General features: G+C 71.4%; 21 protein-coding genes. 10 read left to right on the plus strand and 11 right to left on the minus strand.

The genetic code is table 11. The features are described 5' to 3' along the window. The first annotated feature begins 31 nt into the window (after positions 1-31). Positions 32-628, plus strand: a complete 597-nt coding sequence (locus FGM06_RS01090) for a DNA-3-methyladenine glycosylase family protein (RefSeq protein WP_144796619.1) — start codon at positions 32-34, stop codon at positions 626-628. A 251-nt stretch (positions 629-879) separates the two neighbouring features. Here the strand turns inward: FGM06_RS01090 and FGM06_RS01095 are convergent, their stop codons facing one another. After that, positions 880-2,235, minus strand: a complete 1,356-nt coding sequence (locus tag FGM06_RS01095; RefSeq protein ID WP_186310938.1) for a putative ATP-dependent zinc protease — start codon at positions 2,233-2,235, stop codon at positions 880-882. Between the two features lie 133 nt (positions 2,236-2,368). On the opposite strand from FGM06_RS01095, the gene FGM06_RS01100 reads away from it, so the two are divergent. The 5 genes from FGM06_RS01100 (at position 2,369) to FGM06_RS01120 (ending at position 6,258) form a co-directional block, all read left to right on the plus strand. After that, complete coding sequence (locus FGM06_RS01100) at positions 2,369-3,406, plus strand: succinylglutamate desuccinylase/aspartoacylase family protein (RefSeq protein ID WP_144796621.1); 1,038 nt, start codon at positions 2,369-2,371, stop codon at positions 3,404-3,406. Between the two features lie 88 nt (positions 3,407-3,494). Further along, positions 3,495-3,950 carry a YbhB/YbcL family Raf kinase inhibitor-like protein gene (locus FGM06_RS01105; protein ID WP_144796623.1) on the plus strand — a complete coding sequence of 152 codons (456 nt, stop codon included), beginning with the start codon at positions 3,495-3,497 and terminating at the stop codon, positions 3,948-3,950. Between the two features lie 120 nt (positions 3,951-4,070). Beyond that, positions 4,071-4,919, plus strand: coding sequence for a TatD family hydrolase (locus tag FGM06_RS01110; RefSeq protein ID WP_144796625.1), 849 nt, complete (start codon positions 4,071-4,073; stop codon positions 4,917-4,919). A 208-nt stretch (positions 4,920-5,127) separates the two neighbouring features. Further along, positions 5,128-5,709 carry a DUF2150 family protein gene (locus FGM06_RS01115; protein WP_144796627.1) on the plus strand — a complete coding sequence of 194 codons (582 nt, stop codon included), beginning with the start codon at positions 5,128-5,130 and terminating at the stop codon, positions 5,707-5,709. A 66-nt stretch (positions 5,710-5,775) separates the two neighbouring features. Beyond that, positions 5,776-6,258, plus strand: a complete 483-nt coding sequence (locus tag FGM06_RS01120; protein WP_144796629.1) for a DUF456 domain-containing protein — start codon at positions 5,776-5,778, stop codon at positions 6,256-6,258. Between the two features lie 65 nt (positions 6,259-6,323). On the opposite strand, the gene FGM06_RS01125 is transcribed toward FGM06_RS01120, so the two are convergent. The 5 genes from FGM06_RS01125 to FGM06_RS01145 form a co-directional block, all read right to left on the minus strand. Beyond that, positions 6,324-7,139 (minus strand): DUF63 family protein, encoded by an 816-nt coding sequence (locus tag FGM06_RS01125; RefSeq protein WP_144796631.1) that lies wholly within the window; start codon positions 7,137-7,139, stop codon positions 6,324-6,326. Beyond that, complete coding sequence (locus tag FGM06_RS01130) at positions 7,139-7,588, minus strand: universal stress protein (RefSeq protein ID WP_144796633.1); 450 nt, start codon at positions 7,586-7,588, stop codon at positions 7,139-7,141. The genes FGM06_RS01125 and FGM06_RS01130 overlap by 1 nt, the downstream gene beginning before the upstream one ends. A 108-nt stretch (positions 7,589-7,696) precedes the next feature. Then, positions 7,697-8,617: a DNA adenine methylase gene (locus FGM06_RS01135; protein WP_144796635.1), complete on the minus strand. Its 921-nt coding sequence runs from the start codon at positions 8,615-8,617 to the stop codon at positions 7,697-7,699. Between the two features lie 93 nt (positions 8,618-8,710). After that, positions 8,711-9,013, minus strand: coding sequence for a hypothetical protein (locus FGM06_RS01140; RefSeq protein ID WP_144796637.1), 303 nt, complete (start codon positions 9,011-9,013; stop codon positions 8,711-8,713). Between the two features lie 114 nt (positions 9,014-9,127). Beyond that, positions 9,128-9,532 carry an abortive infection protein gene (locus FGM06_RS01145; RefSeq protein ID WP_144796639.1) on the minus strand — a complete coding sequence of 135 codons (405 nt, stop codon included), beginning with the start codon at positions 9,530-9,532 and terminating at the stop codon, positions 9,128-9,130. Between the two features lie 252 nt (positions 9,533-9,784). On the opposite strand from FGM06_RS01145, the gene FGM06_RS01150 reads away from it, so the two are divergent. Then, a complete protein-coding gene (locus FGM06_RS01150; RefSeq protein WP_241662509.1) occupies positions 9,785-10,063 on the plus strand; it encodes a hypothetical protein in 279 nt (92 codons plus the stop codon). Between the two features lie 50 nt (positions 10,064-10,113). Here FGM06_RS01150 and FGM06_RS01155 read toward each other — a convergent pair whose 3' ends face one another. Both FGM06_RS01155 and FGM06_RS01160 read right to left on the minus strand, forming a co-directional pair. Further along, on the minus strand, positions 10,114-11,151 hold the full coding sequence (locus FGM06_RS01155; protein WP_144796641.1) for an NAD(P)/FAD-dependent oxidoreductase: 1,038 nt from the start codon (positions 11,149-11,151) through the stop codon (positions 10,114-10,116). A 107-nt stretch (positions 11,152-11,258) separates the two neighbouring features. After that, positions 11,259-11,840, minus strand: coding sequence for a universal stress protein (locus FGM06_RS01160; RefSeq protein WP_144796643.1), 582 nt, complete (start codon positions 11,838-11,840; stop codon positions 11,259-11,261). Between the two features lie 510 nt (positions 11,841-12,350). Between FGM06_RS01160 and FGM06_RS01165 the strand changes: the two genes are divergently transcribed. From FGM06_RS01165 to FGM06_RS01175, 3 genes are all read left to right on the plus strand, one after another. After that, the gene (locus tag FGM06_RS01165) at positions 12,351-14,057 is read left to right on the plus strand and encodes an L-lactate permease (protein WP_144796645.1); all 1,707 of its coding nucleotides are present in this window, start codon (positions 12,351-12,353) and stop codon (positions 14,055-14,057) included. A gap of 1 nt (position 14,058) precedes the next feature. Next, positions 14,059-14,241 carry a hypothetical protein gene (locus tag FGM06_RS01170; RefSeq protein ID WP_144796648.1) on the plus strand — a complete coding sequence of 61 codons (183 nt, stop codon included), beginning with the start codon at positions 14,059-14,061 and terminating at the stop codon, positions 14,239-14,241. 178 nt (positions 14,242-14,419) lie between these two features. Further along, entirely contained in the window at positions 14,420-15,841 is a 1,422-nt protein-coding gene (locus FGM06_RS01175) for an MFS transporter (protein ID WP_144796650.1), read from the plus strand. A gap of 43 nt (positions 15,842-15,884) precedes the next feature. Here FGM06_RS01175 and FGM06_RS01180 read toward each other — a convergent pair whose 3' ends face one another. The 3 genes from FGM06_RS01180 to FGM06_RS01190 form a co-directional block, all read right to left on the minus strand. Next, the gene (locus FGM06_RS01180; RefSeq protein WP_144796652.1) at positions 15,885-16,715 is read right to left on the minus strand and encodes a DUF7260 family protein; all 831 of its coding nucleotides are present in this window, start codon (positions 16,713-16,715) and stop codon (positions 15,885-15,887) included. A 141-nt stretch (positions 16,716-16,856) separates the two neighbouring features. Continuing rightward, positions 16,857-17,213, minus strand: a complete 357-nt coding sequence (locus tag FGM06_RS01185; protein WP_144796654.1) for a hypothetical protein — start codon at positions 17,211-17,213, stop codon at positions 16,857-16,859. After that, the gene (locus FGM06_RS01190; RefSeq protein ID WP_144796656.1) at positions 17,210-19,654 is read right to left on the minus strand and encodes a penicillin acylase family protein; all 2,445 of its coding nucleotides are present in this window, start codon (positions 19,652-19,654) and stop codon (positions 17,210-17,212) included. The genes FGM06_RS01185 and FGM06_RS01190 overlap by 4 nt, the downstream gene beginning before the upstream one ends. Positions 19,655-19,666: the final 12 nt, after the last annotated feature.

A 19,666-nucleotide genomic window follows, 5' to 3' on the forward strand; every position in this document is an offset into this window, starting at 1 on the left:
GTCGGGTGGCTCCGGCTCGAACGTGGGGGCGATGGACGACCGAGTCGCGGCGACACTGCGCGAGGACCCGACGATGGCGGCGCTTATCGACCGGCACGGCCCGCTCGCGATCGATCCCGCGGACGACGAGTTCGCGCGCCTCTGCACCTCGATCGTGAACCAGCAGCTCTCGACCGCCTCCGCGGCGGCCATCCACGAGCGCTTCGTGGACGTCCTCGGCGGCGACCCGACCCCGGACCGCGTGCTCGCGGCCGACGAGGCGGCCCTGCGCGAGGCCGGGCTGAGCGGGACGAAGGTCGAGTACCTGCGCGAGGCCGCCGGCGCGTTCCGCGACGGCGACCGCGACCTGACGCGCGAGGGGCTGGCGGGCGCGAGCGACGAGGCGGTCGTCGACGCGCTCACCGAGATCCGCGGCGTCGGCGAGTGGACCGCGCGGATGTACCTCATCTTCGCGCTCGGCCGCGAGGACGTGCTGCCGCTCGGCGACCTCGCTGTGCGGAAGGGGATCGAGCGGGTGTACAACGACGGCGCGGAGCTCTCGCGGGCGGAGATGCGCGAGATCGCCGAGACGTGGCGTCCCTATCGGAGCTACGGGACGCGGTACGTCTGGGCCGAGTACGAGTCGTGAGTGGTTGCGTGCGAATTGGCGGTGAACACCTCTAACGCCCCAGCGGCGTGGGTATAAACGGTCGCCCGAGGATCGGCGGAGAACACTCCCAAAGCCCCGCCCTACACCGCGATCGAACCTCGCGCCTCCCCAGCCTCGCCGCGGCCGCTGACGGCGGCCGCGGGCTCCCTCGCACGCGCTTCTCGCGCCTCTCGGGCGCTCGAAGGCGCGCGCCACCGCAGCTCTTCGTGAATCGTCGACGGCGCGTCGGCCTACTCCTCTTCTTCGAGGATCTCCCCGGCCTCGTCGCGCTCCGTCTCGTCGGTGTCGGCGCGCCGCCGGACGTCCACGCGGTAGTCGGTGAGGATGTCGCGGCCGAGGAGGAGCGGGTACTCCATGTGGCCGCGGTCCTCGACGCTGGCGGTGACGGTGTGCTGGTTCCCGCCGATGCCGATCACGAGGTCGACGACGGGGCGGGCCTTCCCGCCCTTCACGCTCCCCGACTTGACTCGGGTCATGCTCTTGATCGGGCCGGCGCCGATCTCGGCGGCGAGCTGCGTGTCGATGCTCGTCCGGGTCGCACCCGTGTCGGACTTCGCGAGCGCCTGCGTGGAGCCGGAGGTGCCGGTGACGACGACCTCCTCGATGTAGCCGATGTCGGGCTGTTCGGCCGTGTTCGGCTTGGGGGCCGGCGCGCAGGTGGGCCGCGAGTCGTCGAGGGTGGCGGCGATGCGCTCGACGTCGTCGTCGTCCACCTCGCCGTCGACCCGCTCGATCGCGAGCCTCGCGATGTGCGGCGCGGGGCTGGTGCCCGTCGCCTCGTAGAGTCCCTTGAAGCCGGCCGTCGGGTTCACCTCGAGGACGTACCAGCCGTCGAACCCCTCGACGAGGTCGACGCCGGCGTAGTCCAGGTCCATCACGTCGGCCGCGTACAGCGCGGTCTCGGCGGCCTCGTCGGGCATGTCGTCGGTCGCGTCCTCGACCGCGCCGCCGAGCGCGACGTTGGTGCGCCAGTCGCCCTCGGGCGCGTAGCGGTACATCGAGCCGACGATCTCGTCGCCGACGATGTAGACGCGCAGGTCGCGGTGTTTCTCGTCGTCGCGGTCGATCAGCTTCTGGAGGAACGCCTGCCGGTTGCCGACCTTCGGGTTCACGCGCTCGGTGAGGTCGACCTTCCACGTGCCGCCGCCGTGCGTGCCGATGGCCGTCTTGTAGACGCCGACCTCGCCGAAGCGCTCGCGCCCCTCGTTGAGCCGGTCGTTCGAGAGCGCGAGCAGCGCGTCGGGCACGCGGATGTTCCAGTCCGCGAGCGTCGCCGCCGTCGCGAACTTGTGGATCGACGCGAGCACGGCGTTCGGCTCGTTCAGCATCGGTCGGATGCGCTCGAACGTCGCCGCCAGCCCGAGCAGCTCCGCGGGCTGATCGGTGTTCGAGAGCAGCAGCCGGTTCGCGATGACGTCGACGCTGGGCTCCACCGAGACGTCGCCGTCGTCGACGCTGATCGCGGCGTTCTCCTCGCGGAGCCAGACGGGCTCGTGGCCGAGGTCCTCGACCGCGTTGCAGATCGCCTTCGTTTCCTTGCTGTTGTGTAACGACAGCACTCCCACCCGGACCGTGTCCGAACTCATGGGCGCACCTGCGCGGGCCCGGGTAAAAGGTCGCCCGATCGGAGAGCGGTCTGACCGTCGACCGGTCGGGGAGGCGACGGGTCTCGATCGCCGGGTCGTCATATATATACCACCCCGCCCGCTCCCTCGTGACATGAGCGACGACCGGGTGTTCACGTACAACGGCGGCGCGGTGCCGCCGGGCGAGACGCAGAACATCCGCTACGGGATCAGCGAGACGTACCTCGGCGACCCGGTCCGGATCCCCGTGACGATCGTCAACGGCGAGCGCGACGGGCCGACGGTGTTCCTCACGGCGGCCGCGCACGGCGACGAGCTCAACGGGATCGAGGTGGTCCGCGAGGTCGCCCACGAGTGGGACCTCTCGTCGCTGTGCGGCACCCTCGTCTGCCTCCCCGTGCTCAACGTCCCCGGATTCATCGCGCAGCAGCGGTACCTCCCCGTCTACGACCGGGACCTCAACCGCTCGTTCCCCGGCGAGGCGGGCTCGACGAGCTCGAAGCGGATGGCGAACCAGATCTACTCCAACTTCATCGCGCCCTGCGACTTCGGGCTCGACTTCCACACCTCCACCCGGGGCCGGACCAACATGCTCCACGTCCGCGCGGACATGGCCGACGCCGGCGTCCACCGCCTCGCGATGGCGTTCGGCTCGAAGGTGATCATCGACAGCGACGGGCCGAGCGGCACCCTCCGCGGCGAGGCGACGGCCGACGGGACCCCGACAATCACGATCGAGATGGGCGAGGCCCACCGCTTCCAGCGCCCGCTCATCGACGACGCGCTCGGCGGCGTGCGCTCCGTCTTCGCCGAGTACGGCCTGCTCGAAACGGACACGGTGCGCTGGCCCGGCTGGCGGACCATCGTCGCCGGCGCGGGCGAGAAGACGTGGCTCCGTGCCGACTCCGGCGGTATCGTCGACACCCACTACGAGAGCGGCTCGCTCGTCCGCGAGGGCGACCGGATCGCGACTATCACCAACCCGTTCAAGGAGGACGCGGTCGGCATCGAGGCCCCCTTCACCGGGCTCCTCATCGGCCTTCTCGAAAATCCCGTCGTCTACCCCGGCAACCCCCTCTGTCACCTCGTCGAGATCGACGAGGCGGTCCGCCGCGCGATCGAGACCGGGGACGCGCCGACGCCGGTTGGGCAGCCGGAGTCGGCGGACTGACCCGTCGGAACGGCGGATCCGCGGGAACGTTTTTGACGTCGACGAGCCAACGACGACGTGTCCGGACGCGGTCCGGACGGGTGATCGCATGAGCGAGCTCAGTCTATCGAGCCCGGCGTTCGGCGACGGCGAGCGCATCCCCGACGAGTACGGCTACGCGGAGCGGAACGTGAACCCGCCGCTGCGGATCGACGGCGTCCCCGACGAAGCGGGGGCGCTCGTGCTCATCGTCGACGACCCGGACGCCAAGGAGCCGGCGGGAGCGGTGTGGGACCACTGGCTGGTCTGGGATATCGACCCGGGGCGCGAGGCGATCCCCGAAGGCTGGTCCCCGACGGCGGCGACCGAGGGGCAGAACGACTTCGGCGAACACGGCTACGGCGGGCCGAACCCGCCGGACCGCGAGCACGCCTACCGCTTCCGGCTGTACGCGGTCGAGGAGCCGATCGGCCTTCCGCCGTCGGCCGACAGGGAGGACCTCATCGACGCGATGACGGGACGGACCGTCGCCAAGGCCCGGATCGAGGGGACGTATCCGCCGTGACAGGTGGGACGTATCCGCCGTGACGGGCGACGGCGGGCGTCGGGGCCGCAGCGACCTCGCGACCGAGCCGTATGGCCCCGCGACCGAGCCTTATATTCCGCCGCGGGCGAACCACCGACCATGACCGAGGACCTCGACACGCCGGTGTTGGACGACCACCTCCACCTCGACCCCCGTCACGGGCGCGGGATCGACGCGGTCGAGGACTTCGTCCGGCTCGGCGGCACCCACCTGCTCGTGGTGAACAAGCCCTCGTGGCACCTCGGCGTCGAGCCCGACGAGCCGGCCGACTTCCGGCCCGTCTTCGAGGAGACGCTCGACGCGGTCGCGGCCGCGACCGACGTCCTCCCGGGCCGCGCGTGGCCCGTCCTCGGTGTCCATCCCGGTCTGATAAGCCGGCTGGTCGACGAGCGCGACTTCTCGCCCGCGGACGCCCGCGACCTGATGTGCGGCGGCCTGGAGGTCGCGAGCGAGTTCGTCGCCGACGGCCGGGCGCTCGCGCTGAAGTCCGGTCGCCCGCACTACGACGTGAGCGACGCGGTCTGGGACGCCTCGAACGCGGTCACTCGCCGCGCGTTCGAACTCGGCGCCGCGCTCGACTGCGCCGTTCAACTCCACACCGAGGCGAGCGAGGATCTCACCGACCTGGCCGCCGTCGCCGAGGAATCCGGGCTCGACCCGACGAACGTCGTGAAACACTACGCCGAGGGGCGCCTCGCGGGCCCGACCCCGAGCGTGATGAGCGAGAAGGACCGGCTCGTGCGCGCCGCCGAGTCGGGCGAGCCGTTCCTGATGGAGACCGACTTCGTCGACGACCCCGAGAAGCCGGGGATGGTGATGGGCCCGAAGACCGTCCCGCGCCGCGTCCGGTGGCTGCTGGAGGAGGGGTACGACGAGGCGGTCCGCACCGCGCATGTCGAGACGCCCAGAGCGGTCTACGGGATCGACACCGAGGCGACGCTGGAGTAGCGGCGCCGGCCGCATCGGTCGCGGCGCGGTCGCGGCGCGTCCGCAGAGCGCCGATCGCGTCGCGACCGCCCGACTGCGCTCCGACCGCGGCACGCGCGTTCGGCGCGCGTCCGACGATTCCGGAATCCCGCCGTCGAGCGGGTGAGACGCCCTCTCTCGCGGCGATCGATAGGAAAGGCATTTGAGTAGTCCGGGCGACGTACCGCACATGACCGACGACGACGCCGTCGAAACGTTCTATACCGACGACCGCTGGCAGAACTGGCTCGATCGCCTGCAGGAAGAGGACCTCGACCCCGAGAACGAGGACTCGGCGCGGCTCCTGTTGAACCTCCAGGACGACGCGGCGATCGCCGTCGTGAAGGTGCTCGCGGCGCTCGACGAGGACCGCATCGACGAGGACCGCGCGGTCGAGGAGATCCGCGGCGTGCGCGACATCGTCCTCGCCGACGTCGACTTCGACGACGAGGACAAGGTGATGCTGATCGACGGCGTCCAGACCTCGCTCGTCCCCGTCTTCTACGCGGCCGAGGAGTACGTCGTCGGCGGCGTCGTCGAGGGCGACGTGACCGAGTTCGTGCGCGCGGCCGCCGACGCCGAGGCCGAGGACGACCTCGACGCCGCGCTCGGCTACGTCGTCCAGGCCGGGACCCGCGTCATCGACGGCGAGACGCTCGACATCGACGTCGTCGAGGAGCTGGAGTACGGGCTCGTCTCCGAGTGGGTCAACGGGCTCGACTCCCTGCAGTCCGCGATCGAGGACCCGGAAGTCGTCGAGGAAGAGGACTGAGCGCGACGCCGGACGCCGGCTCCGGCCGAGATGAACCGTTTTGAACCCGCGCGACGTTAGCGGGGTATGGCGCTCTCCGGGGCCGAACTCGCGGTCGCGCTGCTCGTCGTCTGGACGGCCAGTTCGTTCGTCCCGCTCGTGCCGAGCGGCGTCCTCGCGGCGCTGACCGTCGTCGGCTACGCGTACACCACCGGCTTCGCCGAGCCGGGCTTCACCGTTTTGGTGGCGCTCGTGCTCGTCTCGCTGCTGGCCTCCGCGGTGGAGCTGGTATCGGGGATGGTCTCCGGACGGCTCGGCGGCGCGCCGACGCGGACCATCGCCGTCGGCACCGTGGTCGGCGTCGCGCTGCTGTTCGTGATGGGGCCGATCGGCCTCGTCGTCGGGCTGGGCGGCACCGTCTTCCTCGACAGCCTCCGCCAGGACCCCGGCGAGACGCGCGTCGCCGTCCGCCGGTCGGCTTACGCGGTGATCGGCGTCCTCGCCGGCCCGTTCGTACAGGCTGTCATCCTGGCCGGCGTCACCGTGGCGTTCGCGCTCTCGGTGTTATAAGAGCGGTGCGGAACGGAGTCGCGGTTCCCGAGTCCGTCGCCCGGCGGTCTCGGGCCTCCGACCCCTCACCCGGCGACCGCGAACAGCAGGAGGTTGTGCGCGGCCGGCCCGAGGCCGACGGCGGCGACGAGGCCGAGGAGGAGGTACCCCTCCGGCGGGCGCTCCCGAACGTACTCGGCGAACAGCCAGACCACGGCGCTCGCGACCGCGAGCTTCACGAGCAGGAACACCCATCCCTCGCCGAGCACCGGGACCGGCGGGATCCACTCGAACTCCAAGAGGATCCGGGAGACCGGCGTGCGCTCGCCGAAGCCGAGCTGGGTCGTCCCCACCGCGGTCGACACGCCGTCGAGCGCGTGGCCGAACACCGCGAGCGCGCCAACTCCGCCGGTGACCGCGGTTTCGGGGCGCAGCCGCGTCAGACCGACCCAGACCGCGGCGGCGATCGGGACCGTCGCCGCGAGCGAGACGGTCGACCACTTGGCGCCGACGGGGGAGATTCCGGTCGCGAGCGCGGCCCCGACGACCGGGGCGAGGAGGAGCGCGCCGGCGCCGGCGAGGAGCGTCGGGACGCGTTCGGTCGGAGCGGACGCCAGCGCGAGCCACGACGCGCCCGCGAGCGCTCCCACCGTGAGGTAGACGGTCGGGGAGCCGGCGAGCGGCGCGAGCGCGGGCGGGAGCGCGTCGACGACGTACAGCACGTGGGCCGCGGAGCCGAGCGCCATCCACGGCGCGAGCGCGAGCACGTGGCGACCGGTGACCCGCGGCGGGCGCCGGCGGAGCGCGACGCCGACCGCGCCGGCGGCGAGCAGGACGGCGACGAGGTACGGGAGCGGCGGGAGAGTCGTTCCCGCGGGGAGGAACGGAATCGCGCCGGCCATCAGACTGACAGGACCGGCTGGCTCGCGTAGAGGAGGACGTACTCGGCGGCCTTCCCGAGCACCTCGCCCGGGTCGCCGGAGACGGGCTCGCGCGGGACGACGATGAAGTCGGACTCGATCTCCTCGGCCGTGTCGAGGACGACGCTGCCGGGATGGACCGTCTTCACCGTCGTCGAGAAGCCGTACGCCATGGAGTTGCTATGGGGGACCCCGGCGGCCTCCGCGCGCCGCGCGACGGAGTCCGTGAACGCCTCGGTGTCGTCGGCGACGTCGCTCTCGTCGACCGCGCCGCGGTCGATGGCGCGGACCACGTCCTCGTCCAGCACGTAGAGGGCGTGGACGCTCGCGCCGTACTCGGCGGCGACCGCGATCGCGTAGTCGACCGCCTCGTGGGACTCCTCGCTCCCGTCGACGGGAACGAGGACGAGGTCGATGTCGAGATCGGTCATACGCGAGACGTCGTCGGGGGAGTTCAAAAAGCCCGCCCCATGCGATCGGCGCGTCGGGGCCGTCGGCGGTCCCGTCACCGGGTCGGACCGTCGGCGGCGCCGGCTCGCTCAGAAGCCCGAGAGCTCGCGCTGCGGCGTCTCGCGCCGCTCCTCCGGAGGAACGTTCGTCGCGACGATCTCGTCGACCGCGTCGCGGTTGTCGGCGTCGCTGTTGATCGCGCGGGTCGCGTCCTCGATCTCGACGCGGAACCCCGCGTCGGCGTACGCCTCGTACATCACGCCGCTGTTGCTCACCACGAGCCGGACGCCCGCGTCGTCCAGTTCGCCCGCGACGTCGAGCAGCCGGCGCTGGTCCTCCCGGTCGAACCCCTCGGCGCTGTACTCGTTGAAGCTCGCGGTCGCGCTCATCGGCTCGTACGGCGGGTCGAAGTAGACGAGGTCGCCGGGCTCGGCGGCGTCGAGGACGTACGCGAAGTCGCCGTTGCGAATCGTCGCGTTCGCGAGCACGTCGCTCGCGCAGCGGATCCGGTCGCGCTGGACCCAGTCCGGGTTCGCGTATCGACCGACAGGGACGTTGAAGCCGCCGTCGGCGTTCTCGCGGTAGAGGCCGTTGTAGCAGGTCCGGTTGAGGTACAGCAGGAGGGCGGCCTCCGCTGAGGGGTCGAACTCGCCCTCGTAGGGGCGCCGGTTGAACCGCGCGCGCTGCTGGTAGTAGTAGCTCTCCACCTCGCGGCCGCGGGGCGTCTCCTCGTGGAACGGCAGCGACGGGTCCGGGTCGGCGTCCGGGTCGTCGAACGCCTCCAGCCGCTCGATCAGCGCCTCCGGCTCGTCGCGCACCCGCTCGTAGAAGTTGACCAGCCGCGGGTTCGCGTCGTTGACCGTCGCGTCCGCGGGCTCCAGATCGAAGAAGAGGGCGCCGCCGCCGAGGAACGGCTCGTGGTAGCGGCCGTAGGAGGCCGGGAACCGAGCGTACAGCTCGTCGAGCAGCTGGCGCTTGCCGCCGGCCCACTTCAGGATCGGCTCGGCCATGCGATGTCGGGACTCCCCCGCGGCGGCGTATAAACGTCTCGGGCTCGGTCGTCGTCCGACCGGACCCGGTCGTCCGCCGGGTCGCCGCCGGAGTCAGTCGTCGGCCGGCTCGCCGTCGGGGTTCGGGAGGTCGGCAACGTGGGCGGCGGCCTCCTCGAAGTTCGGTCCCGGCGCGATCGTTCCGGCCTCGCGGTCCCACTCGATGTACCCGGCCTCCTCTAACGCGGGGAGATGACTCTCGACGAGCTCGTCGGCGAGCTCGTCCGCCCGGCCGCGGACGCGGAGGTCCGCGACCGTCTCGACCGTTCCGTCGGCGAGCCCGGCGACCGTTCGCTGCGCCTGTGCCGCGTCGAGCACCGCCGGCCGTACAGAGGGGGAATCGTGTGTCGTTGACATCGCTGTTCGTATCTCATGTTAACGCGTGACGAAATAAAAGTACGGGAGGTAAATCACTAAAGAAAGAAGACGTGCGGCGCCCGGATCGGGAAGTCGCGTCGGTCGGCCCCCCGCCTACCGCACCCGCAGGGTCCGGTGTAGCGTGTAGCCGGCGACCACGAGGAACACGAACGGGAGCCCCGTGAGCGGGTGTGCCAGCAGCGAACCGGCCGCGAGGACGAGGTACCCCTTGTCCGGTGGCGACCACGCGGTGCGACTCCGCATCGTCGCCAGTTCGGTCGCGAACGCGTAGAGGAAGCCGCCCGCGACGGGGAGCCACAGCGCCGCCGCCAGGAGCGTCCCGATCGACGTGCCCGCGACCGCGACGACCGAGCGGGGCAACCACGCGATCGCGGCCGCGTACTCCGGCTCGACGAGCGCGCGGGCGGCGATCGACGCCGGCAGGTACAGCGCCGCGACCGCGACCGTCGTCCAGAAGGGGACGTTCGACCGCGACGGCGAGGCCGGCGAGCGGACCATGCGAGACCGCGGGGACGGGGCGGGAGAAACCCTCCGATTCCGGACGCGGACCGGGCGTCGCCACCTCCCACGACCGGCCCTGCAGAGGAAACGTTCCAGTTTCGAGAGAGGTGTACGACGGTGTAACATGGTACTCGTTACACCCCGTTAACAATCGTTTGAAACGCTCTGAGGGAGTGATCCGTGGTAACGATACTCAGAAACCATACTCAATATGAAAGGTTTTTACTCCCGCGCGACGGAGGGGAAGACATGCAACCGATGAACGGCGGATACACGGCGCGCGCGGTCGCGGCCGGCTCCGACGGCTCGCCCGACGGGGGCCTCGTCGTCTCGCTCGCGTTTCTGGCACTGATCGCGCTCCCGCTGGTGGTGGCCTCCTTCCCGCTCGTCTCCGCGGGGCTGCTCGCCGGCGGCGTCGCCCTCGTCGCGCTGGGGCGCTCGCTCGCCCGCCACGTCGACCGCGGAACCGTCCGAGAGATCAGCCTGCCGGGCCTCGGCACGGTCGAGTACCGCTTCACGCGGGGGTAGGTCGTTCGGACGCCGGTTCGGCTTTTCTATAGCTTCCCTTCGAAGCGGCTCTACAGCCCGTGCACGACGCGTTCGCCCGCGTCGAGCCCGTTCGCGATGGCGGCGTGGAGCCGCCCCTCGCCGGCGACCCAGTCGCCGAGCAGATGGAGGTCCTCCCGCCGGGCGGAGTCGATCGGCCCGCGGTCGACGCCGCCCTCCGGGAGCGCGTAGCGCCACCCCTGGTGGTCGGTCCACGCCGGGTCGGCCAGCCGCTCGTCGCCGACGATCGCGGCGGCGTGCCCCGCGAGGTCGGCGACGTTCGCGGCCGGGTCGTCGTCGTAACGCTCGACCGACCACTCGTCGTTCGCCTGGACGACGAGCAGCGTCTCGCCGTCCGGGACGTGCCCCGCCTTGCACTCCTCGCGGGAGATCCAGCCGACCGCGTGCTCCTTGTCCGTGTTGACGAGCCCGTAGTAGGGCAGGTCGACCGCGAAGGGGTAACGGAGCACCGCGGTCCACACCGACCGGTACGCCACGTCGCCCACGGCGTCGACGAGCGCCCCGCGGATCGGCGACTCCCACTCGGCGTCCCGGAGGAGCTCGGCGGTCTGCGGCGCCGGCGGATTCAGGAGGAGGACGTCGAACGGTCCCCACGTCTCGCCGTCAGCGTCGTCGAGCTCCCACCGCTCGCCGGCCCGCCGGACGGTCTCGACGCGGGTCCGGCGGTGGACCGTCGCGTCGGTCCGCCCGAAGAGGCGCTTGGCGATCTGGGTGAGCCCGCGCCGGTAGCTCCACTTGTGCCCGTCGGCGTCGCGGCCGGGCGACACCGCGCCGTCGGCGTCGAAGGTGTACACCGGCTCGGTGACGTCGACGAGCCCCTCGTCGTCGAGCGTCTCCGTGATCAGCTCGACGACGCGCTCGTCGTCGGACTTCAGGTAGTTCGCGCCGTAGTCGTACGTCAGCTCGTCGCGGCGACGGGTCGCCGCGCGGCCGCAGACCCCGCCGGACTTCTCGAGCACGGTCACGTCCGCCTCCGGCGCCGTCTCGTCGACGACGAACGCCGCGGCGGCCGCGCCCGCGCCGGCGCCGACGATGCCGATATCGGTCATAACAGTCGTACGGGACGCGGTCACTTAACCCGTCGTCTCGCGGAGCAGCGGGGGCGATACCAGGCGCCGAACCGATCGGGAATCGCCGAACCGATCAAAAGGTGCGGTCAGTCGTCGGCGCCGACGATCATCACGGGCGCGGCGGCGCCGCGCTGGACCCGGACGGGAAGCGTCTCGGGGCGGACGAGCCGGTCGAGCCCGGTGCGGCGCGCGGAGCCGACGACGATCAGGTCGGCGTCGTGGGCGTCGGCGAAGTCGAGCACCTCCTCGTGGGGAGCGCCGTAGCGGAACCGCTTCTCGACGTCGACGCCGAGCGCCTCGCCGCGGGCCGCGGCGTCCTCGACGAGCGCCTCGCCCGTGCGCTCGCGGCGCTCCACGACCACGTCCCAGTGCTCGCTGGTGTCGACGACGTACAGCGCGTCGACGGTCGCGCCGTGAGCGGCGGCGACGTCGAGTCCCGCGTCGACCGCGGCGCGGCCGGCCTCGTCGTCGCCCGTGACGACGAGCACGCGATCGAAGACGGAGGGGCTCCGCGCCGACCCGGTCGAGTCGGGTACGCTGCGCGTCGGATCGCTCGCGTCGTCTACCGCGTTCGGGACGGCGGTCTCGCTGGTGGCGGTCGGATCGGCGGTGCCGGCGGCGTCGACGTCGGTGGTCTCGACGTGGGTGGTGTTGGTGTCGGCGGACATGTGTGGCTATTGCCGGAATCGCCCGTTCTCGGACGCCGGTCGTGTTCGGTATCACCTTCGAGCGGCCTCCTCTTAACAATTTTCGACAGTATAGACGATTATCATTATCTATCCGGTAGCGATTCGCAGAACGATCTGCGTTTCTAACGATCTATTCGGATTTCGTCCACAGACGACCACAAAGCCGACACGCTCGACGACGGCCGCAGCGACCGAACCGATGGCGATACGGCGACACTATCCAAACCGCTACTCATTCGTTACGAAATATAGTTTTTAATTGCACGAATAATAGGTATTTTCACACTCCTTACTCGAGTCATGTCGTCACACGTGTATTATGAGTATGTTTTTACTATTCTAACGAAACCCGATCGTGTCGTCGATATATGGTAGAGAAACACATCGTAGTGGAGGGAAGTACGGGGAGAAAGGCGACAGATGGAACCACACGCGACGGTCGGACGTTCGAGGGACGGTGCAACGGGGGCGCCTCTCGGGGGGTAGGCCGTGCTGCCAGTTAACCCGATCTACGCCGGGCTGGCGGCGCTGCCGCTGCTGTTGCTGCTGTTCACGCTCGTGGTGTTGCGGTGGCGCGCCCACGAGGCGGCGTCGGTCGGGATGTTCTCGGCGGCCGCGGTCGCGCTGACCGCGTACGGGATGCCGGTCGAGGCGCTCTCGGTTGCGAGCGCGAAAGGGGTGTGGGACGCGGTGTTCGTCCTCTACGTGATCCTCCCGGCGCTGGTGTTCTACCACGTCATCGAGCGGGCGGACGGCTTCGAGGCGCTGCGCACCCGGATCAAGTCGTTCACCGACAACGAGCTGTTCTTAGTACTCGCGTTCGGCTGGGTGTTCGTCTCGTTCATGCAGTCGATCTCCGGGTTCGGGACGCCGATCGTCGTCGTCGCCCCGCTGCTGCTCGCGCTCGGCGTGAAGCCGGTGTACTCGGTCGCGATCCCCCTGATCGGCCACGCGTGGGCGAACACCTTCGGCACGCTCGGGGTGGCGTGGCTGGCGCTGGTGCAGGTCACGGAGATGCAGAGCGTCGCGGTCACGGCGCTCGCGCTCGCCGCCCTGCTGTGGATCCCGAACCTGATCGCCGGCTTCTCGATCGCCTGGATATACGGGCGGATGGACGCGGTGCGGTACGCCGCCCCGATGATCCTGATCGTTTCGCTAATCCACGGCGGCGGCCAGCTCGCCGCGGTGACCGTCATCCCGCCGGAGTTTGCGAACTTCTTCGCGGCGACGGTGGGGCTGCTCGCGCTCGGGCCGCTCGCGATGTGGGACCGGTACGCGGCCGCGACCGACGCGATCGAGAAGCGGCTCGTGATGACCGAGGACCTGAGCCCCGCCGCGAGCGCCGACGGAGACGGGACCGGGGCGGTCGCCGACGGCGGCGTGGCGACGCCCGCCGACGCGGTCGGTCCCGACGACGACCTCATGAGCCTCCGGCTCGCGGCGTTACCGTTCGCCGTGCTCGCCGCAGTCGCGTTCGTCACCGCGGTCGTGACCCCGCTCGGCGACGCGCTCGGGAGCCTGCGAGTCGGTCTGAGCTTTCCCGAGATCGCGACCGGGCTCGGCGTCGTGACCGAGGCGGCGGCGCCGTACTCGCCGTTCGCGCCGCTGTCGCACCCGGGGACCTTCCTGCTCGTGAGCGCGCTGGCCGCGTTCCTCGCGTACCGGCGCGGCGGCTACTACGAGAGCGCCGCGTCGCGCGTCGACGGGGAGCGCTCGGCGTTCACGCGGGCGGTCCTCGCGACCGCTATCCCGGCGTCGATCGCGGTGATCTCCTTCCTCGTCATGGCGAAGCTGATGGACCACAGCGGTCAGGTGCTCGTCCTCGCGGAAGGGACCGCGAGCGTCGCGACCCCGAACTCCTACGGGTTCCTCTCGCCGCTGATCGGCTCGCTCGGGGCGTTCATGACGTCGAGCAACACGGCGTCGAACATCCTGTTCGGGGGGCTCCAGCAGCAGACGGCGGCCCAGCTCGGCGGAATCTCGGAGGCGCTGATCCTCGGCGGGCAGAGCGCCGGCGGCGCCATCGGCAACGCGATCTCGCCGGGCAACGTCATCCTCGGTACGACCGCGGCCGGGATCGTCGGCCGCGAGGGCGACGTCCTCCGGGTGACGATCCCGTGGGTCGCCGCCGTCGCCGCGCTGGTCGGGCTCGCCATCGTCCTGTTGAACGCCGCGGGGCTGCTGGGGGTGGCCTGAAATGGACGTCCTCGACCGGTTCACGCTGGCGTTCGTCCTGATGGCGCTCTCGCTGCCCCTGATCAGCTACGGCGCGACCGCCGGGCTCGCGGCGCTCTGGGTGCTCGGCCTCGCGATGCTGGCGGCCGGAGGGCTGATCCCGCCGGCGGTCCGGTTCACCGCGGCGGATCCGGACGCGCTGTAAAAACCCTCCCCTCTTCCGGGATCGAGGAGGCAAGAACGACCCCAACGACGCGTTTTAATCGATCAGTCCGAACAGTACCGGTACGAACGCGAGCGGCGCGGCGAACCGGTCCCCGCGGCGCGATCCGAGGCACACGACATGACACCGAACACCACCACGCGGTCGACGGACGGCAACGATGGGTGACGAGGACGGCGACGGCGGCGTCGCCGCCGACGAGGGGGATCCGGCCGACGCCGACCGGAGCGATCTCGTCGGCGACGGCGACCCCGCGCCGGACTCCGTCGGCGACGACCCCGCGGTCGACGAGTCGGACGGCGGGGTCGACTACGCCGGCCGGGCGTCGTCGATCCTCGGCTTCTCGCGGTGGTGGCAGATCGTCGCCGCCGCGGGGATGATGGCCGCCGTGAGCCCCTATCAGTACGTCTGGTCGTCGATCGAGCAGCCGCTCGCCCAGAGCCTCGACATCGCGCTGCCGGCGCTCGGCGCGGTGTTCTCCTTCTACGTCGTCTTCCAGTCGCTCTCGCAGTTCCCCGCCGGGAAGTGGCGCGACAGCCGCGGGCCCGGGGCGCTCACGTTCCTCGCAGCGCTTCTGGCCGGGGGCGGGTACATCGGGCTGGCGTACGCGACCGCCGTCTGGCAGCTCTACCTGCTGTACTCGCTCGGCGCGGTCGGCGTGGGGATCGTGTACACGGTCGCGGTGAACACCGCGGTCAAGTGGTTCCCCGACCGCACGGGGCTGACGACGGGTATCGGCACGATGGCGTTCGCGGGCGGGAGCGCCCTCGTGGTGCCGTACGTGCGCGCGAACGCGACCGTGGCGGCGTACGGCGACGTGCTCCGGAACGTCGGGGTCGGCATCCTTGTCGTCACGCTCGTCGGCGCGTACCTCCTGCGGGACCCGCCGGACGACTGGCTGGGCTTAGAGGACCGCGAGGACGACGGGAACGACGACGGGCTCGCGGCCTCCCTCCGCGGGCGGGCGTACACGACTCGCGAGATGCTGTCGACGTGGCAGTTCTGGCTGCTGTACGCGATGTTCGTCGCGATGGCCGGCGCCGACCTGATCGTCATCGCCAACGTCGTCCGCTTCGCCGAGCAGTTCGGGCTGGCGGCGGTCGTCGCGACCGCAGCGGCGACCCTGCTGCCCGTCGCCGCCGGCGTCTCGCGGATGGTCCTCGGTGAGGCCTCGGACCGCTTCGACCGCAAGAAGGTGATGGCCGCCTCCTTCGTGCTCGCCGGGGTGTTCCGCCTCGCCCTGATCGCCGCCGGACGCGCCGAGGCCGGGATCGCCTTCGTTGCGCTGGTGATGGCCGCGATGTTCTTCTCCTCGCCGCTGTTCGTCTACTTCCCGTCGGTGATCGCCGACTACTACGGCGCGCGGAACTCCTCCGGCAACTACGCGGTCCTCTACACCGCGAAGGTCGGCGGCGGCGTCTTCGCCGGCACCGTCACCGGCTACCTCGTCGCCTCGTTCGGCTGGGTCCCGACGTTCGCGCTCGGCGGCGGCCTCGCGATCGCCGCGGGACTGGCGGCACTCGTCCTCCGCCCGCCGAGCGGTTCGGGAATGGAGACCGAGACGCCGACGGCGGCGGACTGACCTCCGCGGTCCGCGACCGCCTCCGTTCCGATCGGAGGCCGCATCACCCGACCCGCGCGATGGCGCGCTCGGTCCGCCGCGTGAGGTCGTCGAGCCGGTCGCCGACCGATCCGACCGCCGCGAGGACGGGGTACGTCGCGTCGGTCGACTGATACAGGTACGTCGGGAGGTCGACGGCGTCGCCGTCGAGTCGGAGCCCGCGCTCGTGCTCCGCGAGCACGCGCTGGCGGCGCGCGGCGATCCGGTCGCAGTCCTCCACGAGGACGCCGGCGCGAGCGCGACTCGCGTCGAGCGCGCCGAAGTCGCCGTCCGGGACGACTGCGTCGAGCGACGCGATCTCTCGCCGGACCGCCGCGAGCCGCGAGCCGGCCCGGTCGATCGAGTCGGCCTCGACCCGCAGCCGCTCTCCAAGTCGGTCGCGCTCCTCGATCGCGCCGTCGATCGCGTCGAACAGGGCCCGCTCGTACTCGGGGTGATAGCCTGAGCCCCGGGTGAGCGCGTACGCCAGCTCCCGACCGAGCTCCGCCGCGACGCTGCGCTCGTAGGTGTCGTCGTACTCCTCCTCGTAGTGCGGCACCGACATCACCGTCTCCGCGTACGCGTCCCTGACCGCCGCGAGCCCCGACCCGGGCGGCGCGCCGCCGTCGCCGCCGGAGCCCGGTGCGCGGGTGAGGTCGGTGCGGTCCGTCGGACTCGGCCTCCCGGCCGATCCGACCGGCGCGACCGTCTCCGTCGGGATCGACTCTACCCGGGCCCTGAACGCCCGGAAGGCCTCGCGCTCGTCGACGGTGCGCCGTCGCTCGATCCGGAGCGCCTCCCGCGCGTCGTCGACGGGCGCTCGGGACCCGTCCGATCCGCCGGTAGTAGTTGGCATACCACATCCGTGACCGGTCGCCCTCGTAAACGCTTATATGAGGGGTATCGGTCGGTCCCGAGCGCTCAATAGCGCTCCCGAGCGGTCGGTCGAACCCCCTCCGACGATCCGGCTCGGGGAATCGGTCTCGGGCCGCCCTGTTCAGACGACGCCCCTCGCCAGCGACCCCAGCAGCGGGAGGCCGAACGCGGCGGCGACGGTGACGTATATCACGGGGCGCATCTCGGGGAGCGAGGCGGCCGCGGGACCGAGCGAGACGGCGAACGCGGCGAGCGCGAGCGCGCCGGTCCCGAGAGCGTACGCGACCCCGCGGCGGAACGCGGGCGCGACGAGCGATGCGGCGACGCCGGCCGCGACGAGCCCGATCCAGTGTACCGACGCCAGCGCGAGGCCGAGGGCGACCGCGCCCGCGAAGGCGACGAGGCGGAGCCGAGGGTCCCCCCGAATCCGGGCGAGCGGCGACGGCGACCCGGCCGACTCGCCGAGGCCGTCGCTCACGACGACTCACCTCTGAACGAGACCGTCTCGCCGCCCTCGCCGTCGGGGGCGAGCGACATCGGCTTCTGGTCGTTCGCCAGCCAGGCGCGGAGCTGGTCGTCGTAGTGCTCGGAGAAGTAGTCGCCCGAGTTGCCGCCGGGGATCACCGCCGTGGCGTCCTCGCCGGGGCGGACCACCATCCGCCAACTCGACCCGACCGCGTCGTCGAACCGGTAGTTCATCACGGTCGCCGGCGAGCCGTCCGCGGGGAGCGTTTCGTAGTTCAGGAACGGGGCCTCGCCGCCGAGCGGGTGCGCGATCGCCGCCGTCGTGTTCCGGTCGCCGTACGTCGCCCACCCCGCCTCGTCTATCTCGTCGAGCGCCGCCGAAAGCGCGGCGGTCATCGCCTCCTCCCGCGAGCGGTCGGCGAACAGCGGGTCGTCGGGCGGCAGCGTCGCGAGCACCCAGTCGTTCGGGTAGTACGCCTCGCCGAGGTCGACGTCGTCGAAGGCCGGTTCGAAGACCAACTCCCGGAACCGGTCGAGCCACCGGTCGAAGAGCAGCGCGCCGCGGGAGTCGGCGGCCATCCGGCGGTCCCAGGCGTCGAGGGTCGCGACCGCCTCCCGGATGCGCTCGGAGGCGGCCGAGCCGCTCGCGTTCTCCGCTCCCTCCTCCTCGACCGCCGCCACGAGGTCCGGAACGAGCTGATCCGCCCGCCCGTCGCGCACGTCTCGCTGGAGTTCGCGGTGGAAGGCGGGGTCGATCGGGTCGCCGCCGGCGACCGCCGCGTCGAGGCGCTCGGCGATGCGCGCACCGCGGTAGGGGGGCGCGTAGTCGACCCCGACGTAGTGGGTCGGGTCGTCGGTCACGTGCTGGTTGGCCGTCGAGAGGACGTCGGGGTCGATCGCGTGCGGCTTCTCCTCGAAGGGGACGAACCCCGTCCACGAGGAGCGGCCGAACGGCTCGAACCCCTCCCACTCTCCCTCGCCCGCGGAGCCGTCGAACACGCGGTCGCCGGCGACGACCTCGCCGTCGATCCGCCGGATCGGGAGCTGTCCGGTCGCATAGTACATGGTTCGACCGTCGGCGTCGGCGTACACGAGGTTCTGGGTGGGGAGGTCGAACTTCCGAATCGCCGCCAGCGCGTCGTCGAACCCGTCTGCGCGCCCCAGTTCGTCGATGGCGAGCGTCGTGCGCGTGGCGCTGTGGCCGGTCCACGCGACGCCGACGTGCCGGCCCTCGCGCTCGATGAAGGGGCCGTGAACCGTCCGCCTGACCTCCAGCGTGCGGTCCTCGCCGCCGTCGACGGGGATCTCCCGCGTCTCGGTCTCGAACTCGCGCCACTCCCCCTCGTAGCGGTAGCGCTCGCCGGCCTCGTCGACCTCGTAGCGGTAGCAGTCGAGCACGTCGGCGCCGACGTTTGTGAACGACCACGTCGCGCGGTCGCTCGCGCCGGCGATGACGAAGGGGACGCCGGGGAACGTCGCGCCCCGGACGGAGCGCTCGGGCGTCTCGACGCGCTGCTCGTACCACAGCGGCGGGACCGTGAGCGAGAGGTGCGGGTCGTACGCCACGGTCGGCGTCCCGCTCGCGGTGTGCTCGCCGGCGACGACCCAGCTGTTCGACCCGACGCCCGTCGGTGACTCGAACCCGGAGAGCCAGTCGGTCAGCTCGGGGTCGATCGGCTCCGTGCGGTTCGCGGCGGCGCGGTCCCGCCATCCGGTCCGCCGGCGTTCCCGTCGGCCCGCCCCGCCGAGACGCTCCTCGTCTCCGTCGAGGATCGGCGCGTCGTGGTCCATCCGTCGCGGGAACAGCTCGGCGGCCCGCTCCTCGCCGAGCCGGTCCGCGACCAGCGCCCGGCGGAGCCCGGCGAAGCTCCCGGTGAGCGTCCACGAGATCTGCTTCTCCATCAGCAGCGTGTCGACGGGGGTCCACGGCGCCGGCTCGTAGCCGAGCAGCTCGAACTCGATCGGGAGCGTCTCGGCCTCCATCGCGGCGTTGACGCCCGCCGCGTACGCCTCGATCAGGGGACCGGCCGCCGTCTCGCTCACGAGGTCCCACGTCGCCTCGGCGGCCGCGGTAAAGCCCATCGCGACGTTGAACTCGTCGCTCTCGACGGTCGCCGCGCCGACGACCTCGGAGAGCCGCCCGCGCATGACCCGTCGCTGGAGGTCCATGGAGAACAGGCGGTGGAACGCCTGCAGGTAGCCGACCGCGAAGTACGCCGCGGCCTCGTCGTCGGCCTCGACGTGGGGAACGCCGCGGTCGTCGACGCGGACGCTCGCGTCGCCGTGAGGGCTCTCGACGGTCTCGGAGAGCGACCGGTCCGCCGCGTCCCACGCGTCGCCGGAGAGCGGCGCGAAGGTGTCGAGGAGGGCGGCGGCCTCGGAGCGCGCCAGCCCGGCGGTGCCGGCCGCGAGGGCCGCGGCGAGGAGGGCCCGGCGCGTCGTGTCGTTCGTCACCTCGCGACAGAG

The organism is Halorubrum depositum, assembly GCF_007671725.1.
Taxonomy (GTDB): Archaea; Halobacteriota; Halobacteria; order Halobacteriales; family Haloferacaceae; genus Halorubrum; species Halorubrum depositum.